General features: G+C 65.1%; 12 protein-coding genes and 1 tRNA gene. 6 read left to right on the top strand and 7 right to left on the bottom strand.

The genetic code is table 11. The features are described 5' to 3' along the window. On the top strand, window positions 1-337 hold a 337-nt coding region (locus FZ938_RS20380), incomplete at its 5' end, for a tyrosine-type recombinase/integrase (RefSeq protein ID WP_149200252.1). 463 nt (window positions 338-800) lie between these two features. Next, the gene (locus FZ938_RS30680) at window positions 801-2267 is read left to right on the top strand and encodes a HEPN domain-containing protein (protein WP_174757503.1); all 1467 of its coding nucleotides are present in this window, start codon (window positions 801-803) and stop codon (window positions 2265-2267) included. Between the two features lie 385 nt (window positions 2268-2652). On the opposite strand, the gene FZ938_RS31585 is transcribed toward FZ938_RS30680, so the two are convergent. From FZ938_RS31585 to FZ938_RS20340, 5 genes are all read right to left on the bottom strand, one after another. Next, entirely contained in the window at window positions 2653-4908 is a 2256-nt protein-coding gene (locus tag FZ938_RS31585) for a DUF7146 domain-containing protein (RefSeq protein ID WP_425529375.1), read from the bottom strand. 13 nt (window positions 4909-4921) lie between these two features. Further along, a complete protein-coding gene (locus FZ938_RS20355; protein ID WP_149200251.1) occupies window positions 4922-9289 on the bottom strand; it encodes a strawberry notch family protein in 4368 nt (1455 codons plus the stop codon). Between the two features lie 91 nt (window positions 9290-9380). Beyond that, entirely contained in the window at window positions 9381-9584 is a 204-nt protein-coding gene (locus FZ938_RS20350) for a DUF6117 family protein (RefSeq protein ID WP_149200250.1), read from the bottom strand. 44 nt (window positions 9585-9628) lie between these two features. Then, window positions 9629-10018, bottom strand: a complete 390-nt coding sequence (locus FZ938_RS20345; protein ID WP_149200249.1) for a hypothetical protein — start codon at window positions 10016-10018, stop codon at window positions 9629-9631. Window positions 10019-10079: 61 nt separating this feature from the next. Continuing rightward, window positions 10080-12203, bottom strand: a complete 2124-nt coding sequence (locus FZ938_RS20340; protein ID WP_149200248.1) for a ParB/RepB/Spo0J family partition protein — start codon at window positions 12201-12203, stop codon at window positions 10080-10082. 418 nt (window positions 12204-12621) lie between these two features. Between FZ938_RS20340 and FZ938_RS31385 the strand changes: the two genes are divergently transcribed. Together FZ938_RS31385 and FZ938_RS30675 are read left to right on the top strand one after the other, a co-directional pair. Continuing rightward, window positions 12622-12756, top strand: coding sequence for a hypothetical protein (locus tag FZ938_RS31385; protein WP_281399775.1), 135 nt, complete (start codon window positions 12622-12624; stop codon window positions 12754-12756). Between the two features lie 115 nt (window positions 12757-12871). Continuing rightward, window positions 12872-13732 carry a hypothetical protein gene (locus FZ938_RS30675; RefSeq protein ID WP_174757504.1) on the top strand — a complete coding sequence of 287 codons (861 nt, stop codon included), beginning with the start codon at window positions 12872-12874 and terminating at the stop codon, window positions 13730-13732. Window positions 13733-14058: 326 nt separating this feature from the next. Here the strand turns inward: FZ938_RS30675 and FZ938_RS20325 are convergent, their stop codons facing one another. Beyond that, the gene (locus tag FZ938_RS20325) at window positions 14059-15003 is read right to left on the bottom strand and encodes an ArdC family protein (protein ID WP_149200246.1); all 945 of its coding nucleotides are present in this window, start codon (window positions 15001-15003) and stop codon (window positions 14059-14061) included. A 580-nt stretch (window positions 15004-15583) separates the two neighbouring features. On the opposite strand from FZ938_RS20325, the gene FZ938_RS20320 reads away from it, so the two are divergent. Both FZ938_RS20320 and FZ938_RS20315 read left to right on the top strand, forming a co-directional pair. Then, window positions 15584-18142 (top strand): hypothetical protein, encoded by a 2559-nt coding sequence (locus tag FZ938_RS20320; RefSeq protein WP_149200245.1) that lies wholly within the window; start codon window positions 15584-15586, stop codon window positions 18140-18142. Window positions 18143-18154: 12 nt separating this feature from the next. Then, window positions 18155-19201, top strand: coding sequence for a ComEC/Rec2 family competence protein (locus FZ938_RS20315; protein ID WP_149200244.1), 1047 nt, complete (start codon window positions 18155-18157; stop codon window positions 19199-19201). 400 nt (window positions 19202-19601) lie between these two features. On the opposite strand, the gene FZ938_RS20310 is transcribed toward FZ938_RS20315, so the two are convergent. Beyond that, a tRNA-Gln gene (locus FZ938_RS20310) sits at window positions 19602-19675 on the bottom strand. Between the last annotated feature and the right edge of the window lie 109 nt (window positions 19676-19784).

Genomic DNA, 19784 nt, shown 5'->3' with positions numbered 1-19784 from the left:
GAACGCTGGCCGGCTTCAGTTCGGAACAGTGGCCGCTTTCAAATCGGAATACCCGGCCGGCTTCATCGGAATCTGCAGTGTGCGGCCGGATCGACCGATCTCGACCCGTCAATATGCCCGGCTGGTCGATCGCTGGGTCGGTGAGATCGGTCTCGACCCAGCGACCTACGGGACGCATTCCATGCGCCGGACGAAGGCGACCCTGATCTACCGGCGAACCGGCAATCTGCGCGCCATCCAGCTCCTGCTCGGTCACACCAAGCTGGAGAGCACGGTCCGCTATCTCGGGATCGAGGTCGAGGATGCTCTGGCACTGGCCGAGCAGACCGAGATTTGAAGAGGAATGAGGGAATGCCCTCGGTTATGGGGGCACTCCCCGGCTCGTTCTGACCCACAGCGGACTTTTACCCAAGACTATTTTGCGACAGGAATAGATGCCGGTCGCGCCCGCGCTTCAATGCGAAAATAACTTTGGATGATACAGTAAGCGAATCCACCAATATTCCGCATTATGGTGCATATGCTGAACAGACAATCTGCATCCTAGAAATGCTGGGCGATCATTAAAGCGATTTTTTAATAATTAGGACAGTATTCCCTATATTTGTATACCTATTATTATTTTAGAATGTCAATTCATCTAATATATTACAAGCCGTTGGAGCTGGCTTATCAATCAACAGCTTCTCGCAATGCGGAACCTGCGCAAGCGCTAGAGCGCGGCGAAAACGGTGTAGACATGAATAAAAAAAAGACGTAGGCAGAGTGCCCTGTTCAACTCAATTATGTCTGCCGAACCAATGGAAGAGCAAGCTTTCCCTAATTTGACTGTAAATTCTACTAAAAAACTAGAGAAATCTGAGCGCTACCTGATTTCAAAGCACAATCAGCTGAAGCAGTTCGGCAGCGTGGAAGATTTGGCTACGGATGAAAGCATTCTTAGCGAGAAAGACAGAGAGGGAATTCTCCATAACCTACTCACGGTGCGCTCAATTCTGGCGAAAGCATTATGGAAATCCGGCATTTTTGTCGGGGTCTCAGTGCTCGACGAGTTCGTGCTCAGCGCAGCACAGAACGGACATGCCGACATATGTGGTCGCGTAATCCAGGATCTTCGAAGTGCCGGAGTCGAGCGGCCGGGCTTCGTTCTTTATCCGCTGACCGAGTTCGGGATGGAGATTCCGCCGCTGATGACAGCATCCTCAGAGCTTGAATCCATGGCTGTCTTTCTGGACGCCAATTTCGCTGTGACGGCCCAGGCCAACGGCTTCGACGAAGCTCTCGCCAACCTCAGGAAGATGGCAACGGCACTTGGCATCACTGCTGAAATTCATCGGTCCGACATCGAGCATTATGCTCGCGGCAGCAACATGAAGTGGCTAACCCGCAACCCTCTTATGCTGGTGCGCCTCTCTTCTCATACCGGCGATTACTACGAGAACCAATTCATCTACACCCTCAAGATTCGAATCGCAGCGGCGCAGGTGGTAATGTTGCATGCCCTAAGTATTGATGCTGGCATATTGGTCGAAAAATTTCAGTCATCGGCAAATGTGAACAATTGGGAAACTTTGGACATTCGCCACTACTTGGTAGGCGAGGCGACTCACCCCGAAAAACCGATTAACCTTCGCCGTGTACCTATGAATGTCGCAGCTCTAGAATTAGCAAGGCTTTCAGATCTAGCTGTCACAGTAAGTACGCGCACGTTGGCACGGTCGGAGGTCCAAAAGTGGAAGGAAAAGCTAACTCCAATCTTGCGATCTGTAGAGGTTGGATATCTACGATATGTGAACCTAAGCTCAGAAGAAAAAATTCATATCAGAGTCTATCGTCGATTGGTAACGTCGATCGATTGGTATAGGCAGTCGTTTGGGTCACGGTTGAAGGAAGCTGAATGCATCGTTGCACTGGCCGTTGCATTCGAAACACTGCTTACTGATTATTACGCACCCGGGAGCGCCGCACGTATCCAGCGCCGTGTTGGGATTTGCCTCAGCAGCCACCCAAATGTAGAAGTTTACAAATCTAGTGTCTTGACCATTTACCATGCTCGCAGCGAAATCGTACATACAGGTGATGGCGGGCACGAGACGGAAATTCACCGTGCGCAAGCAGCCTTTGCCATGTGCTTCTGCGAGGTGGCTTCTCGACTCGACCAGCTCGATCGGAAAATGCTGGATCCCATTCGAGAACTACTCGGAGACAGCTTAACACAAGAGGAAAAAGAAGCAAAGGATGCAGCAAAAGAAAAGAAAGAAAAGTAAATTTCTATAATAATAGTCTGCGATATTTTTAAATTAACTTTATTTGTGTGATGGTCTCACGGGCGGAGGGATTGACCTTGCATCTGATCGCGTAACATCCGTATAAACGGCGCTTAAGTCGGTAACTTGTTTGTGTTACGCTGTTAATACGCCGATGAGCATAATACTGAATCCTGCGCTCAGCTTATATGTGATATTGATAAACTTCTTGCCGCTCTGGTTGGGGATTAGGTTCGAGTGTAAAAACTTCAGGTTTGCTCGTCTGCTCTTTCAGCACACACGCTCACGTCCGCTTTTGGCGCAAAGCCGCCGATCCAGTTGCCCACGGTAACGGATTTACGGAAAGCCGGCGATCCGCCGATGCGGATCGCCGGACTGGCGGTGCTCAGGCGCCGCCGTCGCCGAAGCGCCAGACCGGAATGCCGAGGCGCCGGGCCTTGTCAGCGAGGTTCGCGGCGATGCCCGAGCCGGGAAAGGCGACGATGCCGATGGGCAGCGCCTCCAGCAGGCGGTCGTTGCGCTTGAACGGGGCCGCCTTGGCATGGCGCGCCCAGTCAGGGCGGAACAGCACCTGTGTCACCTTGCGGTGCTCGGCCCAGCAGGCGGCGATGCGTTCGGCGCCCTTCGGGCTGCCACCGTGCAGCAGCACCATGTCGGGGTGCTTGGCGCGTACCTTGTCGAGCACCGCCCAGATACGGTGGTGGTCGTTGCACTCCACCCCGCCGGTGAAGGCGATGCGGGGGCCGGCCGGCAGCAGCGGCTCGGTCTCAGCCCTCCGCTTAGCGGCGAGGAAATCGCGGCTGTCGATCAGCGACGCCGTCAGGGTGCGGTGGCTGACCAGCGAGCCAGCGCGCGGCCGCCAGCTTGAACCGGTGTGGACCTCGAACAGCTCGGCGGCATGGTCACGGAAGGTCTCCATGGCGATGCGGCGCTCGATCAGCGTCAGCCCCTCGGCCAGCAGCCGCTCCAACTCGACCGAGCGGACCTCCGAGCCGTCCTGCTCGCGCTGACTGCGCTTCTGGGCGTCCTCGTTGTCGTCGAGCTCGCGTTGCACGCGGTCGGCGGCGCGGTGGAACAGGTTGACGGTGGACCACAGCAGGTCGGCGAGGTCGGGTTCCAGGCGGGTGTCGGTCAGGGTGGAGACCAGAGCGTCGAAGACGTCGACCAGGGTGGCGCGGATGGCGGTCTCGTCGGGCAGCGGCCGGGGATCGGGATCGTCCTCGAAGGGCCGGTGGCCGTAGAGCTGGAGTTCGGTCAGGGCGTGGTCGGTGGGGGAGGAGGCGTGGCGGAGCTCGGCATCGGTGTCGGTGATCATGGCGGCTACCCTTCGGCTGGAGGGTCGGCCGCGCCCACCGCGGCCTTTGTGGCGATCCCCTGGCGGCGGGCGGGACGGGTCCGCACCCTCCTGGGCCGCAGCGGCAGCGGAGGACGGCGGGGGGCGGCTTTCTTGTCCCGCGAGGAAGGCCGGCTTGGCCGGCCGGGGAAGAAAGTTGCTCCCCGCCGTTGCGGAACCGACCCGGCTGCCGCCCGATCGCCCGCTGGAAGGCCGTAGCCGCGGCCTCCCGTCGGCCGAACCGGCGTCCGCCCGTTCCGACCGGCGCCCGTCCGCCGAGGCGAAGACTCTCCATAACCGATCGCGGCCGGCCCAGAAGCGCGCCACATCCTCCGGGGCGAGCTGGGCTCGCAGATGCGCCCGCAGCGCCGCCTGCCCGAATGCCAGCAGGTCGTCGTTGAAGTCGCCCAGCACGGGTACCAGGACCAGCGCCTCGATGCCGAGGGCCTCGGCGCGGCGCCCCAAGCGCTCGGCAGCCCGGCGTCCGGCGGCGTCGTTGTCGCGGGCGACGTAGAGGCGGCGCAGCGTCGGGGGGAAGCGCAGGGCGGCGAGGTGGCCGGCCGACAGCGCGGCGACCATGGGCAGGGCCGGCAGGGCGGTGCCCAGCGCCAGCATGGTCTCGACGCCCTCCCCCGCCGCCAGGACGTCGCGAGCCACACCGAAGCGGACGCCGTTGCCGAGCAGATGGCCCAGGGCCCGGCGCGGCGAGGGCATCGGCGCCTTGCCGCCGCCGGACGGGTGGAGCCAAGTGCGCTGCACGCCGGTGAGGCTCCCGTCCAGATCGGTGACTGCGGCGATCAGCGCCGGCCCCCGGGCGAGGCGGTCATCGGCGTCGCGGTACCAGCAAAGCGGCTGAAACCGCAAGGAGCCGTATTTCCGGACATCCGTGAAACCGCGGTTGCACAGATACGTTTCGGCCAGCGAGCCGACGAGCGGCCAGGAGCGGGCGAACAGGCGGCGGGCGGCCTCCGGCGATCCAATGGGGGCTGGAGGCTGCCACCGGAGCTCCGGCGGCGCCCGCGGTGAACCGAGGAAGACACGGGCCTCGTCGAGCACGTCGGCCAGCCGGTCGAGACGGCGGTTGAGCCCGATGAGGTCGAGCAGGTCGCCGTGCTCGCCGGTGGCAGCGTCGGCCCATCGGCCCGCGGCAGTCCCGTGGAGCCGGACGTAGAGGCTCTCCCCCGGCGTGCCGTGGACGTCACCGACCCGCCAGTAGCGCCCTTCCCGCCGCCCATGCGGCAGGTAATGGCGGCACACCGCCTCGGCCTCCCGCGCAAGGCGCTGTGCCATCTCCGACGCAACGGACATGGCGCCGGCCCCTTCACAGCCCCGTCCGGTCGACAACACGGAGCAGCGGGTGGCCGGCCAGCAGGGCGGCGAACACCGCCGGCCCGCGCTCGCCCACCGGCACGAACAGCCGTAACGTCCAGGCGATGATCTCGGACATCAGCCCCAACGCCTTCAGCCGCTCCACCATCCCTTCGCTGAAGCCGGACAGCTCAATCCGGTGGCTGCCCATCACCGTGACCCGACGCAGCCGCAGTCCGTCGGCCAGATGCAGTACCGTCCGCCCCTCCAAGAGCGCGGCCCAGGCCTGCTCCGCCGACAGCGCCGGCACGGCACCGGCGCCGAAATTGCGCTCGACCTCGGGCAGCGCTTCCGGCGCCACCACCCGGCCGATGACCCGTTCGCCGTCGTCGGTCTGCAACCGCACCACCCGCAGGTTCGTGTCCGGCAGACGCTGCCACACCGGCAGCAGCAGCCCGGTCACCAGATGCAGGGTGCTGGTCGAGAACTCCGGCACCACGGCGGCCTCCGCCTCCCAGGCGGCAGTGAAGGCCTCCGGCTCGGCCGGGCGCCAATAGCTCTGCGCCAGTTCGGCCACTGTCACGGTCAGCCGCTCCATCGGACGCAGCAGCCGCACCCGGCGCTCCACCGTGCCGTCGTCCAGCATCAGCCCGGCGGCGGGCACCGCCACCGCCGCCCGGCCCGAGCGGGCGTTGACCAGCAGCTGCGCCTGCGGCCCGACCCCACGTTCCAGCACCTCCTCCAGGCCCAGCGGCTGGTTGCGGTCGCGCCGGGCGAGCGTGAACAGCCGGGTCTCCGCCCCCGTGGCCGGGTGGGTGTAGAGGGTGCGCCGGTTCGTCACCGTGAAGCTGTCGGCCACCAGCGTCTCGACGCCGCGGTCGTAGGTACCCGAGACGATGGCGCCTTCGATCTTCGCGGCGAGCAGCTGCTCGAACACGGTGAACAGCGTGTTCTGCAAGCCGATGGTCAGAGCCAGCAGCCGGTTGAGGAAGGTGGTGATCGGCGGCAGCTCCTCGCGCAAGCCGCCGTCGCGGTCGCTCAGTGCCAGACCGGTCGCCGCCTCGAAGTCTCCCAGTGAACAGCCTTCCACCTTGCCGGCGTGCAGCAGCCCGTAGAGCTGGCGCAGGGCGGCACGGGCGTAGACGGATTCCAGATTGTCGTCGGCGCGGAACAGCCCCTGACCGCCGGTCTGGCGCTGGCCGCGGGTGATGGCGCCCAGCGTGTCGAGCCGGCGGGCGATGGTGGAGAGGAAGCGTTTCTCCGCCCGCACGTCAGTGGCGACCGGACGGAACAGCGGCGGCTGCGCCTGGTTGGTGCGGTTGGAGCGGCCGAGCCCCTGGATGGCGGCGTCGGCCTTCCAGCCGGCCTCCAGCAGGTAATGCACCCGCAGCCGTTGGTTCTTCGCGCCGAGATCAGCGTGGTAGCTGCGGCCGGTGCCGCCGGCGTCGGAGAAGACCAGGATGCGCTTCTCGTCGTCGAGGAAGGCCTGGGTCTCGGCGAGGTTGGCCGAACCGGGGCGGCTCTCCACCGCGAGCCGCTCGTCCCCGCCGGGACCGGTCTTGCGGACGATGCGCCGCGAGCGGCCGGTGACCTCGGCCACCATCTCGGCGCCAAAGCGCTGGACGATCTGGTCGAGTGCCCCCGGCACCGGCTCCAGTGCCGCCAACCGCTCGATCACGCGGTCGCGCCGCTCCACCGCCTCGCGGCACGGCACCGGCTGGCCGTCCTTCCACACCGGCCGCGACGAGAGGATCCCATCGGCGTCGGTGAAGGGTTCATGCAGCTGGGTCGGGAAGGAGTGGGTAAGGTACTCGAGGACAAGCTCGCGCGGCGTGACGTCGATCGTCAGGTCGCCCCACTCCTCGGTGGGGATGTCGGACAGGCGGCGTTCCATCAATGCTTCACCAGTGGAGACGAGCTGCACCACCACGGCGTGGCCGGCGGCAAGGTCGCGCTCGATGGATTTGAGCACGGTCGGCGTCTTCATGGCGGTGATCAGGTGGTTGAAGAAGCGTTGCTTAGCGCCCTCGAAAGCGGAGCGCGCGGCGGCCTTGGCGGCACGGTTCAGGGTGCCGTCGGCCCCGGTGACGTTGGCCGCCTCCAGCGCCGCGGTCAGGTTGGTGTGGATGACCTGGAAGGCCGCGGCGTAAGCGTCGTAGATGGCGACTTGCCCCGGCGTCAGCCGGTGCTCGACCATCTCGTAGCGGACACCCTCAAAGGAGAGCGAGCGGGCGGTGTAGAGGCCGAGGGCCTTGAGGTCACGGGCCAGCACCTCCATGGCGGCAACGCCGCCGGCTTCGATGGCCTGGACGAACTCGGCGCGGGTGGCGAAGGGGAAATCCGCCCCACCCCACAGGCCAAGGCGCTGGGCGTAGGCGAGGTTATGCACGGTGGTGGCGCCGGTGGCCGAAACGTACAGCACGCGGGCGTCCGGCAGGGCGTGCTGAAGGCGCAGCCCGGCACGCCCCTGCTGGGACGCAACAACGGCGCTGCCCTCACGACCGAAGCCGTCGGTGCCGCCGGCGTTGCGCAGGGCGTGGGACTCGTCGAAGATGATCACGCCGTCGAAGTCACGGCCGAGCCAGTCGACGATCTGCTGGACGCGAGACACCGCCCCCTCGCCGCCGTCGCCGCGCAGGGTGGCGTAGGTGGTGAAGAGGATGCCGCGCTCCAGGGCAATCGGCACGCCGGGGCGGAAGCGGGATAGCGGGGTGACCAGCAGGGGCTCCTGGCCAAGGGCCGACCAGTCGCGCCGGGCGTCCTCGATCAGGGTGTCGGACTTGCTGATCCACAGCGCTCGCTGACGGCCCTTCAGCCAGTTGTCGAGCAGGATGCCGGCGACCTGCCGGCCCTTGCCGGCGCCGGTGCCGTCGCCGAGAAACCAGCCGCGGCGAAAGCGCACCGCATCCTCGGCGCTCTCAGGGGCCGCCGAGACGACATCGAACGTCTCGTCCACGGTCCAGGAACCGGCGAGATGACCGGCGTGCGCCTCGCCGGCCAGGATGACGCTCTCCAGTTGGGCGTCGGAGAGCACACCGCCGGTGACCAGGGCGGCGGGGAGGTGCGGGCGATAGCGGGGCTTGGGCGGGGCGACTGCGGCCATGGCAGCGGACTGCACCAGCGGCGTCGGGTGCGGCCGGGCGCCGGGGATGGCGATGGACTGGAGCGTGTAGGGCTCGTAGAGCGTAGCAGTGAGACGGGCCCCGGCCTCCGGCGCCCAGTCGCGTGGTTCGTAGACCAGCTCGACGACCGCCGGATCAGACACCGGCACCGGGACCACCGGCGCGGCGACCGCCCGGTGCACGGGCCTAGCCGCCGTGGGACGGGCCAGCACCGGCAGCGGAGCCGCTGCCGAGGCGGAAACGGAAGCACGCGGCGGCACGTCGCGCCGGACCCAGTCCAGCAGCGTGGCGGCATCGGGGGCAATACCCGGCGAAGCCGGGAAGGCGGTTGGATCCTCCGCCGGCACGCGGTCGATGACGGTCAGCCGAGTGTCCACGGTAGTGCCGTGGCGGGCGTAGACCTTCCCGTCGATGGCGGCGGAGAAGACGACGCGACCCCGCTCCTGCAGGCGCACGAAGGCGTCGCGCCACGCAGGATGCTCCGGCGCCAGCCCGGCGCCGGTGACGGCGACGAGGCGCCCGCCTGCGGCCAGGCGGGCCAGGGCCGAGGCGACGTGGCGGACGGCGGCGTCGGCCACCCGGCCGTCCACCGCCGCCAGCGCCGAGAAGGGAGGGTTCATCAATACGACCGACGGCCGGACGGCGGCATCGAGATGGTCATGGATGTTGGCCGCGTCGAAGCGGGACACCGGCACGCCGGGAAACAGACGCTCCAGCAGGCCGGCGCGGGTGTCCGCCAACTCGTTGAGGGCGAGGCTTGCCCCCGCCTGTTCGGCGAAGACGGCGAGCAGGCCGGTGCCGGCGGAGGGCTCCAGCACCCGGTCGGCCGGGGTGAGCGCCGCCGCGGCGGTCACCACGCCGGCCAGCGGCAGCGGGGTGGAGAACTGCTGCCGGGCCTGGCTCTCCTCGGAGCGGCGGGTCTGGCTGGGCAGCAGCGCCGCCAGCCGCTCCAGCATGACCAGGAACGCCGCCGGGCTGGCGGAACGCGCCTGCATGGCCGGGCCGAAGCGGCGCAGGAACAGCACCTGCGCCGTTTCGCTGGCGTCGTAGGCCAGCTTCCAGCTCCAGGCGCCCTCGGCGTCGGAGCCGCCGAACGCCGCGGTCATCGCAGCGCGCAGCGTGCCGGCGTCGATGGCCCGGCCGCGTTCGAGGGCGGGCAGCAGCCGCTCCGCGGCAGCGAGCAGGCCCGCCGCGGTATCCACCGGGGGCGGAGAACAGGGAACGGCGACATCGGTTTGGAGGTCGGCGGTCAGGGTCATGGTGGAGGCTCCGGGAGAGCGGGGAGACCAGCAGCCGGCGGACGCTCTCTCGATCCGCTCCGGCTCACCCGGACCCCGCTCCCCTCGCCCTCTACCCGCCGCCGGGATCGAACGGCGGGTGGTAAAGCTCATAGGGGTCAGCGTCGACGAGGTGCCCGAAGGGGGTGAGCACCACCTCGCCACCGCGTTGCGCGACAGCGCACAGAATGAAGCGGGTCTCGCCGGTGTGGGCGTCGGTCGCCGCGGCGCGCAGCAGCGTCTCAAAATTCGTCTTCACGAAGTCGGTGGTCGGCATGGCGGTTCTCCCAGAAGACAGAAGCCCGGCACAGCGGACGCGGATCAGACGGAGGAGCCGAGGCGGCGTTCCGCCGCGCGGATGGCGGCCAGCGCCGCCCGGAACCGCGCGGCACTGTGTTCTTCGCTGACGTCGGCGTTCGAAGCCACGGCCCGGCAGGCGGCATGGATGTCGGCATCGCCGACCATCTCCGGCGCCAGCCGGGTCAGCGCGCCGTCGGCCTCGATCACGGTGCGGATTTCCTCCCGTACCTCCTCCTCGGCCAAGCGCAGCAGGACGTGCTCCCGTGGGACGTCCGGGTCGAGGAGAACGGCTCCCTGGCTGGCCGGGATCACGACGAAGGCGGCTTCGGCGGTGATCATGAGGACCGGGACGCCGTGGGCGAGAGCGGCGGCCGGCAGACGCAGAACCATGGTGACGAAGGGCTCGGTCATGACGAACCTCCAGAAACGAGGACGGAGGCGGAGCGGCCGGAGCCGCTCCGCAGCTTCCGGGTCACGCGGCGACCGCCTCGGTGCGGTCCGCATCGTCCCCAGCATCCGGAACCTCCCCGCTGCCGGTCAGGAAGGCCGGCAGGGAGACATCGCCGCCCTCCACCTCGCCCTCGGCGCCAGCATCGCCGCCGGCCACTGGCTCCAACGGCCGGCGCAGCGTCTCGGGCAGCCAGCCGCTGCCGGCCAGCAGCCGTTCGGCCTCCTTGGCCATGTCCGGCTTGCGCAAGTGGTCGATCAGCTGCGCCGTCTCCGGACCACGCGCCTCGCGCACCGCCTCCAGAATGCGCGCCTTCGGCACCCGGCCGAGGTAGCTGTCCACCGTCGCCGTCCAGCCGGCCGCCGCCATGTCGAGGCCGACCGCCCCGGCCAGCAGGTCGGCGTGGGCGGCGCGCTGCGGCGCCCGATTCCACGGCTCGTGCACCGCATTGACGCCGAAGGAGATGCAGTGGGCGAACAGCGCCGCCCGGCTGTCGCCGTCGAACCCCACCAGCGTCTCCCACAGCGCGGCCGGCTCGTCCGGCAGCTGGGTGCTCCAGGCGCGCTGGCGGGCGTCGATCGCCCGGGCCGCGGCGCTGGCGGCGAGGTCGGGCGGCTGCACCCCGAAGCCAGCGCTCTTCAGCTCCAGCTCCAGGCAGGAGGCGCCGGGGCGCTGGGTGAAGGTGCGCAAGCACAGCGCGTGCAACGCCGCCAGGAAGGCGGTGTCGGGGTCGTTGGCGAGCGCGTCGCGCAGCGCCAGGGTGCGATGCACGCTCAGCTCGATCAGCAGCCGCTCGGGCAGCGGCCGCAGCCCCTCGTCGTCCTCCGAGGTCGCGGCCCCGGCGACCGGCACCGGGGCCGACACGCTGGCACCGCCGGCAATGGCGGCCGGCTGGGCGGCCACCGCCCCACCCCCGTCGTTGGTCGGGTCGGCGGACGTCTCCTCGCCGCCGGCCAGAGCCACCGGCTCCACCGGCGCCTCGTCCTCCGGCCGGACATAGCCACGATCGACCTGGAGCCCGCCCTCGACGTCGACGCTGACGAACACCCCGGCTCGCGCCACCTCGGCGGTCTCGAAGACCAGCGGCCGCTCCTCCAGCGCCCGCAACTCCACGTCGATCTCGGCGAGGCGCCGCGCCACCCGATCCAGCTCCTCCGCTTCCGCCGGCTCGCTCGCCTCCAGCCGCTCGTACTCGGCGTGCAGCGCGTCGTAGGTCGCCTGCTCCGCCTCGGTCAGCGGCACCGGCTCGCCGGCCAGACGGCGCAGCCCCCGGCTGTGGCCGTAGGGGAAGCCCAGCGCCACCTCGACCCACTTCCAGCCTTCAGCCCGAACGGTGGCGGCTTCCATCTCCAGCTTCTCCGCCACCAGTCGGTCGAGCAGCGCCGGGTCCTGCAGCCAGCCGCCGTCGTCATGCTGGAACAGATCGCGCATCACAGCTCCCCCAGCCATCTCGTAGGCGTCCACGCTGACGAACAGCGCCCGCTTGTCGGATGCCCGCACCGCCCCCTCGGTGAGCAGCCGGCGGATCTGGTAGGGCTCGCGGCTGTAGGCGCGCGACAGCGCCTCCCACACCTGCTCCTGCCGGGCCCGGTCGTCGGTGACGGTGAAGGCCATCAGCTGGTCCAGCGTCATGCGTTCTTCGGCGTAGGCATCGAGCAGGGCCGGGGCGACGGCGGCCAGCTTCAGGCGCTGCTTCACAACGCTGGGGGCGACGAAGAAGCGGGCGGCGATCTCCTCCTCGCCCAGCCCCGCCTCGCGCAGGGTCTGGAAGGCGCGGAACTGGTCGAGCGGGTGCAGCGGGGCGCGCTGCACGTTCTCGGCCAGCGAGTCCTCCTCGGCGAGGCCGGCGGTGCGCACCACGCAAGGCACCGGTTGGGTCTTGGTCATGCGCTTCTGCTTGACCAGCAGCTCCAGCGCGCGGAAGCGCCGCCCGCCGACCGGCACCTCGAAGACGCCGGTCTCGGTGCCCCCGGCGTCGAGCACCGGGCGGACGGCGAGGCTGTGCAGCAGGGTGCGCCGCGCGATGTCCTCGGCGAGTTCCTCGATGGAGACGCCGGCCTTGACCTTGCGGACGTTGGCCTGGGACAGCACCAGCTTGTTGAAGGGGATGTCGCGCGAGGTGTTGAGGACGATCTTGGGCGTGGCCATGGTGATCTTCTCCGCGACGGGCGGCCGGAGGCCTTTCCTCCGATCTCCTCACCCGTTCACCCCAATTTCCGCCTCACTCTTCCTCTGTCCCGGCCGAGCCTTACCAAAGATCCGACACGGCACCCGCTGTCCGAACGATCCCCTGCCGGGATCAACGGCAGCGCGCATGATCTCGGTGGGATGACAGGGGGAAAGTCGCCGATGTTCGTGGTGGATAGGGCGATGGAGGAGGCGGTGCAGCGGGCGTTCGACGAGCGAGGCGAGTGGCCGGCCGTGGCGGAGCTCCGGCGCTACATGCCGATGCCCAACAACGCCGACGCCCTGCGGATGGTAGGCCGGACCACGAGGCTTGGCTGGACGACAATCTATGCCTCGATCTCGGGCTCTATCTGCTCGAATCCGACGAGGCGGCCGCAAGATGGAGGCAGTCCCGGATCGCCGCGGCGTCGCGTTTACCGTTGTCGCGCAGCTTCGCCGTACGTTCGCCGCACGCTTCCTGATGGCGGCCGGCCAACACTTGTCGCGGGTGGGCGTCGACTTCATCGACCTGTAGCGTACCCAACGCGAAGCGGCGGTGCGGGTCAGCCCTCGATGCTCATCGCGGGCTTGATCTTGCTCGGCTTGGCGCCGAGGATCCGGGCGAGCTCGATTTCTCGAAGGAGCGGCCAGTGATCCAGCGCGCGGTCGTCGATAGCAACATGTTGCAAGCACCGGCTCTCCGCAGCTGGCTCGAGGACGAGCCGGGCAACGTCGCAGTCCTGCCGGACTATCTGTGGCTCGAGATCTACAAGCAGCAGACGGTCGCTGGCCTTGAAGCCGCCTTCTCGGTGATCCGCGATTTTCCCGACCGTCTCGCTGTCCTGAAGTCCAGCGGCGAATTGGCAAATCTGGACCCGAGCCACCCTGATCTCATCGAACAGATGTTGCGTCTCGGCGTCGCCGACGAGATGCGTATGATGGTTGAAGCGATCTCACTGGCTCGGCACGGTGAGCCAGAAACGATGGCGCAGTTGCAGGAGAAATGGTCGAGCGCCACAGCCCACATGGCCGGTATGTTAGAAGGTGCGGCTGACATCATCGCGTCACTACCCGAGATCGCCGAGATCTTTACCGCCGACGAGATCCGGCGCTGCCGCACAAACTGCTGTTACACAACGGAGATGTTTGAGAAGATATTTGGGGCGGCGGATCAACTCTACGAAACCTTTTTGCAGCCCTACGATTTCAAACCGGGACATCTCTCGATCAAGCATCGTTACGACGCATACCTCTATCGAACAGCACTTGGGGTCATCATCTATGCCTTGTGGTGGATCAGGAGCGGCAACCAGCTTCCGAAGCGTCTTGACCGGGCACGAAATGACTTTATCGATCTCGGTTTTGCGGTCTACGGGAGTTATTTTGCGGGCCTGATCACCGACGATGCTAAGGCGCGTTGGATGCACGACAACCTCGTCGCCGCCTTGAGGATGATTGGCGCGCGCCATGGTCCTGGGATGAATCGCATGAGTCTTGATGGGGCCTGTTAGATATGTGAGCGGCCAATGCCTCAAGGCCCAGCGCTGCCTCTGCGCACCGGCGAGAAGGTCGTGACCGATGTTGCCGGCTGAGGCGACATGGATGGAGAAAAAGAGCACAACGGGCGCCATCAGCCATGCAAGGTGCCGGTAGACGGCCCGAGGCTCCCAGCCGTTACCGGCGAAGACGGCACAGTCGAGCATCGGACCAACCTCGCCTTGAGCGGCCATCAGGGCGAGCGTGGTGGACCAGACCCCGGTGCCGAGGCTGAGCACACGCAGTCGGACGGGCACTTCCGCCGGATCTGGCGGGAGGCGGGACGCGAGGGAGAACGCCATCACCCCGTCTCCCGCTCGTCATCAGCGGGACCAGCGACCTCAGGCAGGCAACCGAGCAGATAGTCGGCGGCCTTGCTCGCCTGGCTGGCGGCTCGGACGATCGCATGGTCATCCCCGCGCAGGACCTCCAGCCAGGCGCCGACGTAATCGGCGTGACGGACAGTGGGGACGATGCCGAGCGACGCACAAAGATAGGCAGCTGAAATTTCGGCAATCAGCTCCTCGAAGGCGTACCTGCGGGAGCCGAAGGACCCGGACAGGTCACGGTTCAACCGCGATGCGTGACCGGTGCTGTGCCCCAGTTCGTGCAGCGCAGTGCGATGCCAGTTGACGGGCTCGAAGAAGGCCTGTGGAGGCGGTACTTGCACGTAATCGTGCTGGGGGCTGTAGAAGGCGCCGGTGCCGCCGATGCGGACATCGACGCCGCTGGCCTGAATCAGCGCCTCGGCCCGCGGCAGGATCAGCCCCTCCGGGATCGGCGGCGCCACGGCGATGTCGTCGGGCAGGTCCTCGCATTGGGCGCAATTGAAGACCGTGAAACGTTTCAGGAAAGGGATCGCGTGTGGCTCTTCCCCGGTATCCCTTGCGCGCCGGCGTTCATCGTCGGGGATGAAACGGTCTGCGTAGACCACGGTGGTGCCACGCTCGCCCTTGCGGACGTGGCCGCCCAGCGCCAAAGCCTGACGGAAGGTGAGCCAGCTCTGGCCGGAGAAGCTGCGGGCGACGACGGCGCCCCACAGGATGAGCACATTCACGCCTGTGTAGGCGCGGCCGGTAGCGGCGTTGCGCGGCAGGCCGAGCGGGGCGGCGGCGGCCGGGGTTCCCCAGGGTTGCACCCAGGGCAGCCGGCCGGCTTCCAGCTCGGCGATGATGCGGGCGGTGATCTCCGCGTAGAGGCTGGTCCGGTCGGTGCCGGAGCGGGCGATTGGCACAGTGTCGGGCATGGGTGGTATCCGCAACGGGCCGGCAGGAAGCCTCTCCTCCCGCCTTTAAACCTGTCACGAACACCGGACGCCTCCCTCTCCCTATTCTCGGAGCGCTCACCCTTTGACTTCGACAGGGTGATCAGAAAAAAGCCAAGCACGGGCGCAAATTCGTTCACGGTGTGCGGTGGAATAGCCTTCAGCCATTAGCGAAGGGATCGATGTCGCGGTGAAAAAGTTGGGCCAGGATAAAGCCGAGATCTTGCGGGCGTGCTTACCCTCCGATCAGTCGTATTGGCATGACGCCGCCGGTGGATAGCGCCCTCCATCACGCGCCTCAGTGGATTTCTGTATGTACCTGTCCCACCTACGGATCGTTTAACGTCAGTCGCCGCCTTGAACATCCCGTCGGCGGCATCCCTCTCGAATTCGGTATGGATGCGAACCCACAGCTCATCCGGCAGGTCGATCAACTGCCAACGCACGGGCACCGGGATAGGTCGGATCGGCGCATGCTTGTTCCCTTCCAGATTGCCAGCCTTGGCCTTGCGCTTTGCTCTACCTTCTGCAAGTGTACGGAATCTCTCAGCGGAGGGTTGCATTGCTGTTCGACGATGACGCTTGGCTGGGCAGCGAACATGCATGGTGTGGTCCGTACGCGCGTGCCGCTATTGGGGTTTTGATTCCGAAGGGCGACTGGCGCTGGTGGCATCTCGCTTCATTTGATGAGGTACTAAACTCCCTAAAATCAGCTGTCGGTGGCAGCGGCATCGCAGCCTGGGGCGGCGATGAGGCCGTGCTCGATCTGAATCAATGGGTTGAGCCCGTGCTGGCCGTCAGGGTAGCGAAAGCCTTCAGCGAGTTTCAGTGGGCGACTCCTCGGCTTCGATTGAAAATCACCCGTGATGTTTGGAGGTGGTCGCGATTCCGCGATGCAGCTTCAACGATCCGGTCTGATCTCGCCAAGGTACTTTCATCGGAACGGATTTTTCTCGAATGGCCTAGAGGCCGGCGCCCACGCCGCTCCGAACCGAACCGCGAAGAAGGGAAGGTGGTGGTCACCGCCACGTCCGAGGATGGAATCGAGCTCGCGCGTCTGCTGTCCGATCGGATGGGTGAGGTCACTTGGCGTCCCCATGTTGAGGTCGCCGACGTGGTGGTTGCTATGTCGGCGGACGAATTGGCGGACAGCGGGGTGGCCACGGATTTGGCGGTGGTGCTTGAAAGCGACCCCACCAGACTGCTCGAAAGGCTGGACGGGATTCGGGCGATCAACGGCGCAAGATGTGTGGTGAGGCTTCCTGATGCAGGGAATGCCGGGCCTTGGCTGATTTCATTCGGACAGGCCATGTCCGATCGCAGCAGCGTCGACGACGCCGTAGCAAGAGCCAATGAGGAGACAGGCGTTGCAGGCGAGGTGATGGTTGCTAACCAGACTTTCTTGTTGCAAAGCCCATCTTTCCTGTCGCCACGCCGGGATGTGAGGCGTATGGGCAGGCGCTCGCTCCCGCCGCAGGGGCGACAGGGGGACCTGTTCTCATATTCCGCGGCGGAATTCTTAACAGCAACCGAGCGCGCCCTTCCGGAACCGCCCCGTTTCCCTCCGCCTGCCGCCCGTGTACTGAACGCCACCGTCTATGTCGGTGACCGGCCAGTGGCTTCCTTACCCGAAACGGGCGCCATTCAGATCGAAATCGATATTCGGCCGAAAACTCCCCTTCAGCGCCGTGTACCGAGCTTCCCGGACCACTTGGTGAGGTGGCGCGGCGATAGCCGGATCCTTCAGGTGCATATGGTGGAATTAGGGCGGACAGTGGTCACGCGATCGCTTTCCGTCTCCCGGACAGGCGGCTCCGACCCGATCCGCTTCGCTTACGAATTGGTGACCGGCAAGGCGATCGACCTACGGCTGATGGTGTGCGACGGCGCCCATATCTTGCAAACCGCCCGCTTCCAGGGCTTTCCCGGCCAAGCCTTCGAATTCTTCGTCGAAGCGGAGGTAACCTCCGTCGATGACGAGCGGAAAGCGTTCGATCTTGCGCTTCTCGTCAACGACTCCCTGGGCAATAAGCCCAGCGTCACCACCCTGACGGAGGAGGGGGTTTACGTCACCGTCCTCGAAAACAATGAGATCGGACAACTTCGTGACGAGTGCCGGAGGATTCTTGAGCCGATCGTGACCAACCCGGACCTGTCGGCGCGGGATGCGATGTTCGATCTTGCCCAGATCGGCGGGCTGATGCTGGACGCCTTGAGAGATAAGGTGCCTGGCTGGCCGAAGAATTTCAGCCGAGTTCAGTTAATGACGAAGGCCGATGCCTTCTTCCCGTTCGAATATCTGTATGACGGCCCATTCCCGGAAAGGCTGGATGTCGAGCTTTGCCCGGAACGGCACGGCTGCCTTTCCACGGGGCGGGCACGATCGCCCTGCCCCATCAGGCAATCAGCAAGCGCCTTATGCCCAATGGGTTTTCTCGGTGTTTCCACGATCATCGAGCGTCAGCGCTGGGACCGGAATGTTGAAAGCCCGCTGTGGCTGAGGCTGCCTACGGCACCATCGAGCCGTAAGAAGTTGACGATCGGAAATGTCGCGTTCGCCGCCAGCAACCGTGCTGACAATTTCCATGACGATGATCTGCCTGTTGAAGAGAAACTGGCGCGCATCAGCGATGTAGCCCAAGAATTGGGGCCGCCCTTGCAGAACTGGGACGATTGGAAGGCGATGGTAGTCAACGACCGGCCGTCCATGCTGGTGCTAATCGCCCATGTCGAAAGAAATGCGCTGCACATCGGCACCGACGCCGCGTTGCCGATCCAGGCGATGAAGGAACCCTATCTGGGCGATGCATCCATCGCCATCGCCATCGGCTGCAGTTCGGCCATAGGAACCATCTCTCTGCTCAGCTTGCCATCCGCAATGATGAGGAACGGCGTCAGGGTGGTGATCGCCGCTCTGACCGACGTGCTTGGCCGTTACTCCAACGAGGCGGCGAAACTGCTTGCCACCCGCATCCGCGATGCCTCCAGGCTGCCGACTCCCGCCACGGTCGGCGAATTCGTGACCGAGGTGCGCCGGCAGCTCCTGGCGAGGAACATCGCCCTTGGATTGGTCCTAGTGGCTTTCGGTGACGCCGATCTGGCCCTTGGCGGAACCGACTGACGAAGAACAAAAATGTTTACAATCAAAGCGATACAAGCCGAGAACGGCGATGCATTGTTGGTCAGCTACGGCGGTGGGGATGACCTACGCCACGTCCTGATCGATGGCGGAACCATAGATGCCACGCCAAATCTGCTCAACGTGCTGTCGAACAGCCGGCGAAATGGTCGCCTGCGCCTGGAAGCGCTGGTCGTCACTCATTACGACCTCGATCACATCGACGGCGTTCTCAGTCTGCTCCGAAGCAAACCAGAATGGCTGGACATCGAAGATATCTGGTTCAACGGCCGCAAGCACCTGATCGCGGCTGACCTGTTAGGGGCCAAGGAAGGCGACGAACTGTCCACATTGATCGACGGACATTATAGTTGGAATGGCAAATTCGGCGGCAAGGCCATCCGGATTCGGCCTAACGCAGTCGAGTTGGACGGAGGAATGAAGGTTTGGGTTCTATCTCCCGATCTGCAACGCCTTTCGGCCCTCGCCGCCAAATGGCCAGCAGAAAAGGTGACGCCTCCCATTGAGGATGGTGCCGGGAAGCCTTCAGACCTCCTGGGAAAAACGGACACATGGCCGCCTGGCTCCTTCATCAACATGGCGGCGACTAAGTTCTATGAGGATTCCTCGGTCGCCAACGGAAGCAGCATCGCCTTGATGTTGGGGTATGAGGGGAAGCTCGCGCTTTTGGCAGGTGATGCCTTCCCCAGCGTCATGCGGTCGGCGCTCAATCTTCATTGGCCGAGCCAAAAGCCAAAAGTCGCACTGCTGAAGCTGTCCCATCATGGAAGCAAGGCCAATACGGATGACAGCTTCCTTAAGGCGATTGACTGCCACCGTTTTCTATTTAGCACCAACGGCAAGAACCATAAGCACCCGGATTTTGCCACCATCGCTCGCGTGCTGAACAGCGCTCGCGAGCCGCAACTGATCTTCAATTACGATCAATCACAGACGACCAACTGGCGCACCGTTCCGAACGGCTGGCCCACCTACACGACGGTCTTCGCAGAACCGGATGCACAGTTCGTTATCGTGAATGTGGCTGCTGATCTTCCCTGACAGCGGCAAACCCGCGTGCAAGGCTTGATCTTCGTTGTCCTTGAACGGACTGTGAGGCCGGTTCGCATTCCTCTTCCATACGCGCAACCCTGCCCAGCGTGCTACGCTATTCTGCGCAGACATTTCCATCCAAATGATTCCGGTTTGATTCCGGAAGCGGTCTGAAGAGGGTTGATTCTGGATACGGAAAGCCCTCGAAAATTATTATTTTCCAGGGGCTTAGATTTGGTTGCGGGGGCAGGATTTGAACCTGCGGCCTTCAGGTTATGAGCCTGAAAGTGGTTGGTTCGGTAACTGCGGCCAACCACCAAGAGCTGCTCAGCACGAAGGACCGTGCTTACTGGGTGCTTACTGGAGCACCCAACCGGCCCAAACGCAGTTGCTAAGTGATTGAAAAGGTTGGTTGGGGGACTAGGATTCGAACCTAGGCTGGCGGAGTCAGAGTCCGCTGTCCTACCGCTAGACGATCCCCCAGACCGTCACCGGAGCGGCTCGTTTGCCGTGCCCCGTGGTGTGGGCGGGTTTATAGCGACCATGTGCCGGGCTGTGAAGAGCTTTTTTCGCTTGGGATGCATTTTTTTCC

The sequence above is a fragment of the Azospirillum oryzae genome (genome assembly GCF_008364795.1).
Classification (GTDB): domain Bacteria; phylum Pseudomonadota; class Alphaproteobacteria; order Azospirillales; family Azospirillaceae; genus Azospirillum; species Azospirillum oryzae.
This window is presented reverse-complemented; position numbering and strand designations above follow the sequence as displayed.

Excerpts from the sequence above, each read along its gene's own strand:
- FZ938_RS20355 (WP_149200251.1), bottom strand. The coding sequence starts at position 9,289 with ATGACCCTGACCGCCGACCTCCAAACCGATGTCGCCGTTCCCTGTTCT.
- FZ938_RS31385 (WP_281399775.1), top strand. The coding sequence starts at position 12,622 with ATGGAGGCAGTCCCGGATCGCCGCGGCGTCGCGTTTACCGTTGTCGCG.
- FZ938_RS30680 (WP_174757503.1), top strand. The coding sequence starts at position 801 with ATGGAAGAGCAAGCTTTCCCTAATTTGACTGTAAATTCTACTAAAAAA.
- FZ938_RS31585 (WP_425529375.1), bottom strand. The coding sequence starts at position 4,908 with ATGTCCGTTGCGTCGGAGATGGCACAGCGCCTTGCGCGGGAGGCCGAG.
- FZ938_RS20345 (WP_149200249.1), bottom strand. The coding sequence starts at position 10,018 with ATGACCGAGCCCTTCGTCACCATGGTTCTGCGTCTGCCGGCCGCCGCT.
- FZ938_RS20340 (WP_149200248.1), bottom strand. The coding sequence starts at position 12,203 with ATGGCCACGCCCAAGATCGTCCTCAACACCTCGCGCGACATCCCCTTC.
- FZ938_RS20315 (WP_149200244.1), top strand. The coding sequence starts at position 18,155 with ATGTTTACAATCAAAGCGATACAAGCCGAGAACGGCGATGCATTGTTG.
- FZ938_RS20350 (WP_149200250.1), bottom strand. The coding sequence starts at position 9,584 with ATGCCGACCACCGACTTCGTGAAGACGAATTTTGAGACGCTGCTGCGC.
- FZ938_RS20325 (WP_149200246.1), bottom strand. The coding sequence starts at position 15,003 with ATGCCCGACACTGTGCCAATCGCCCGCTCCGGCACCGACCGGACCAGC.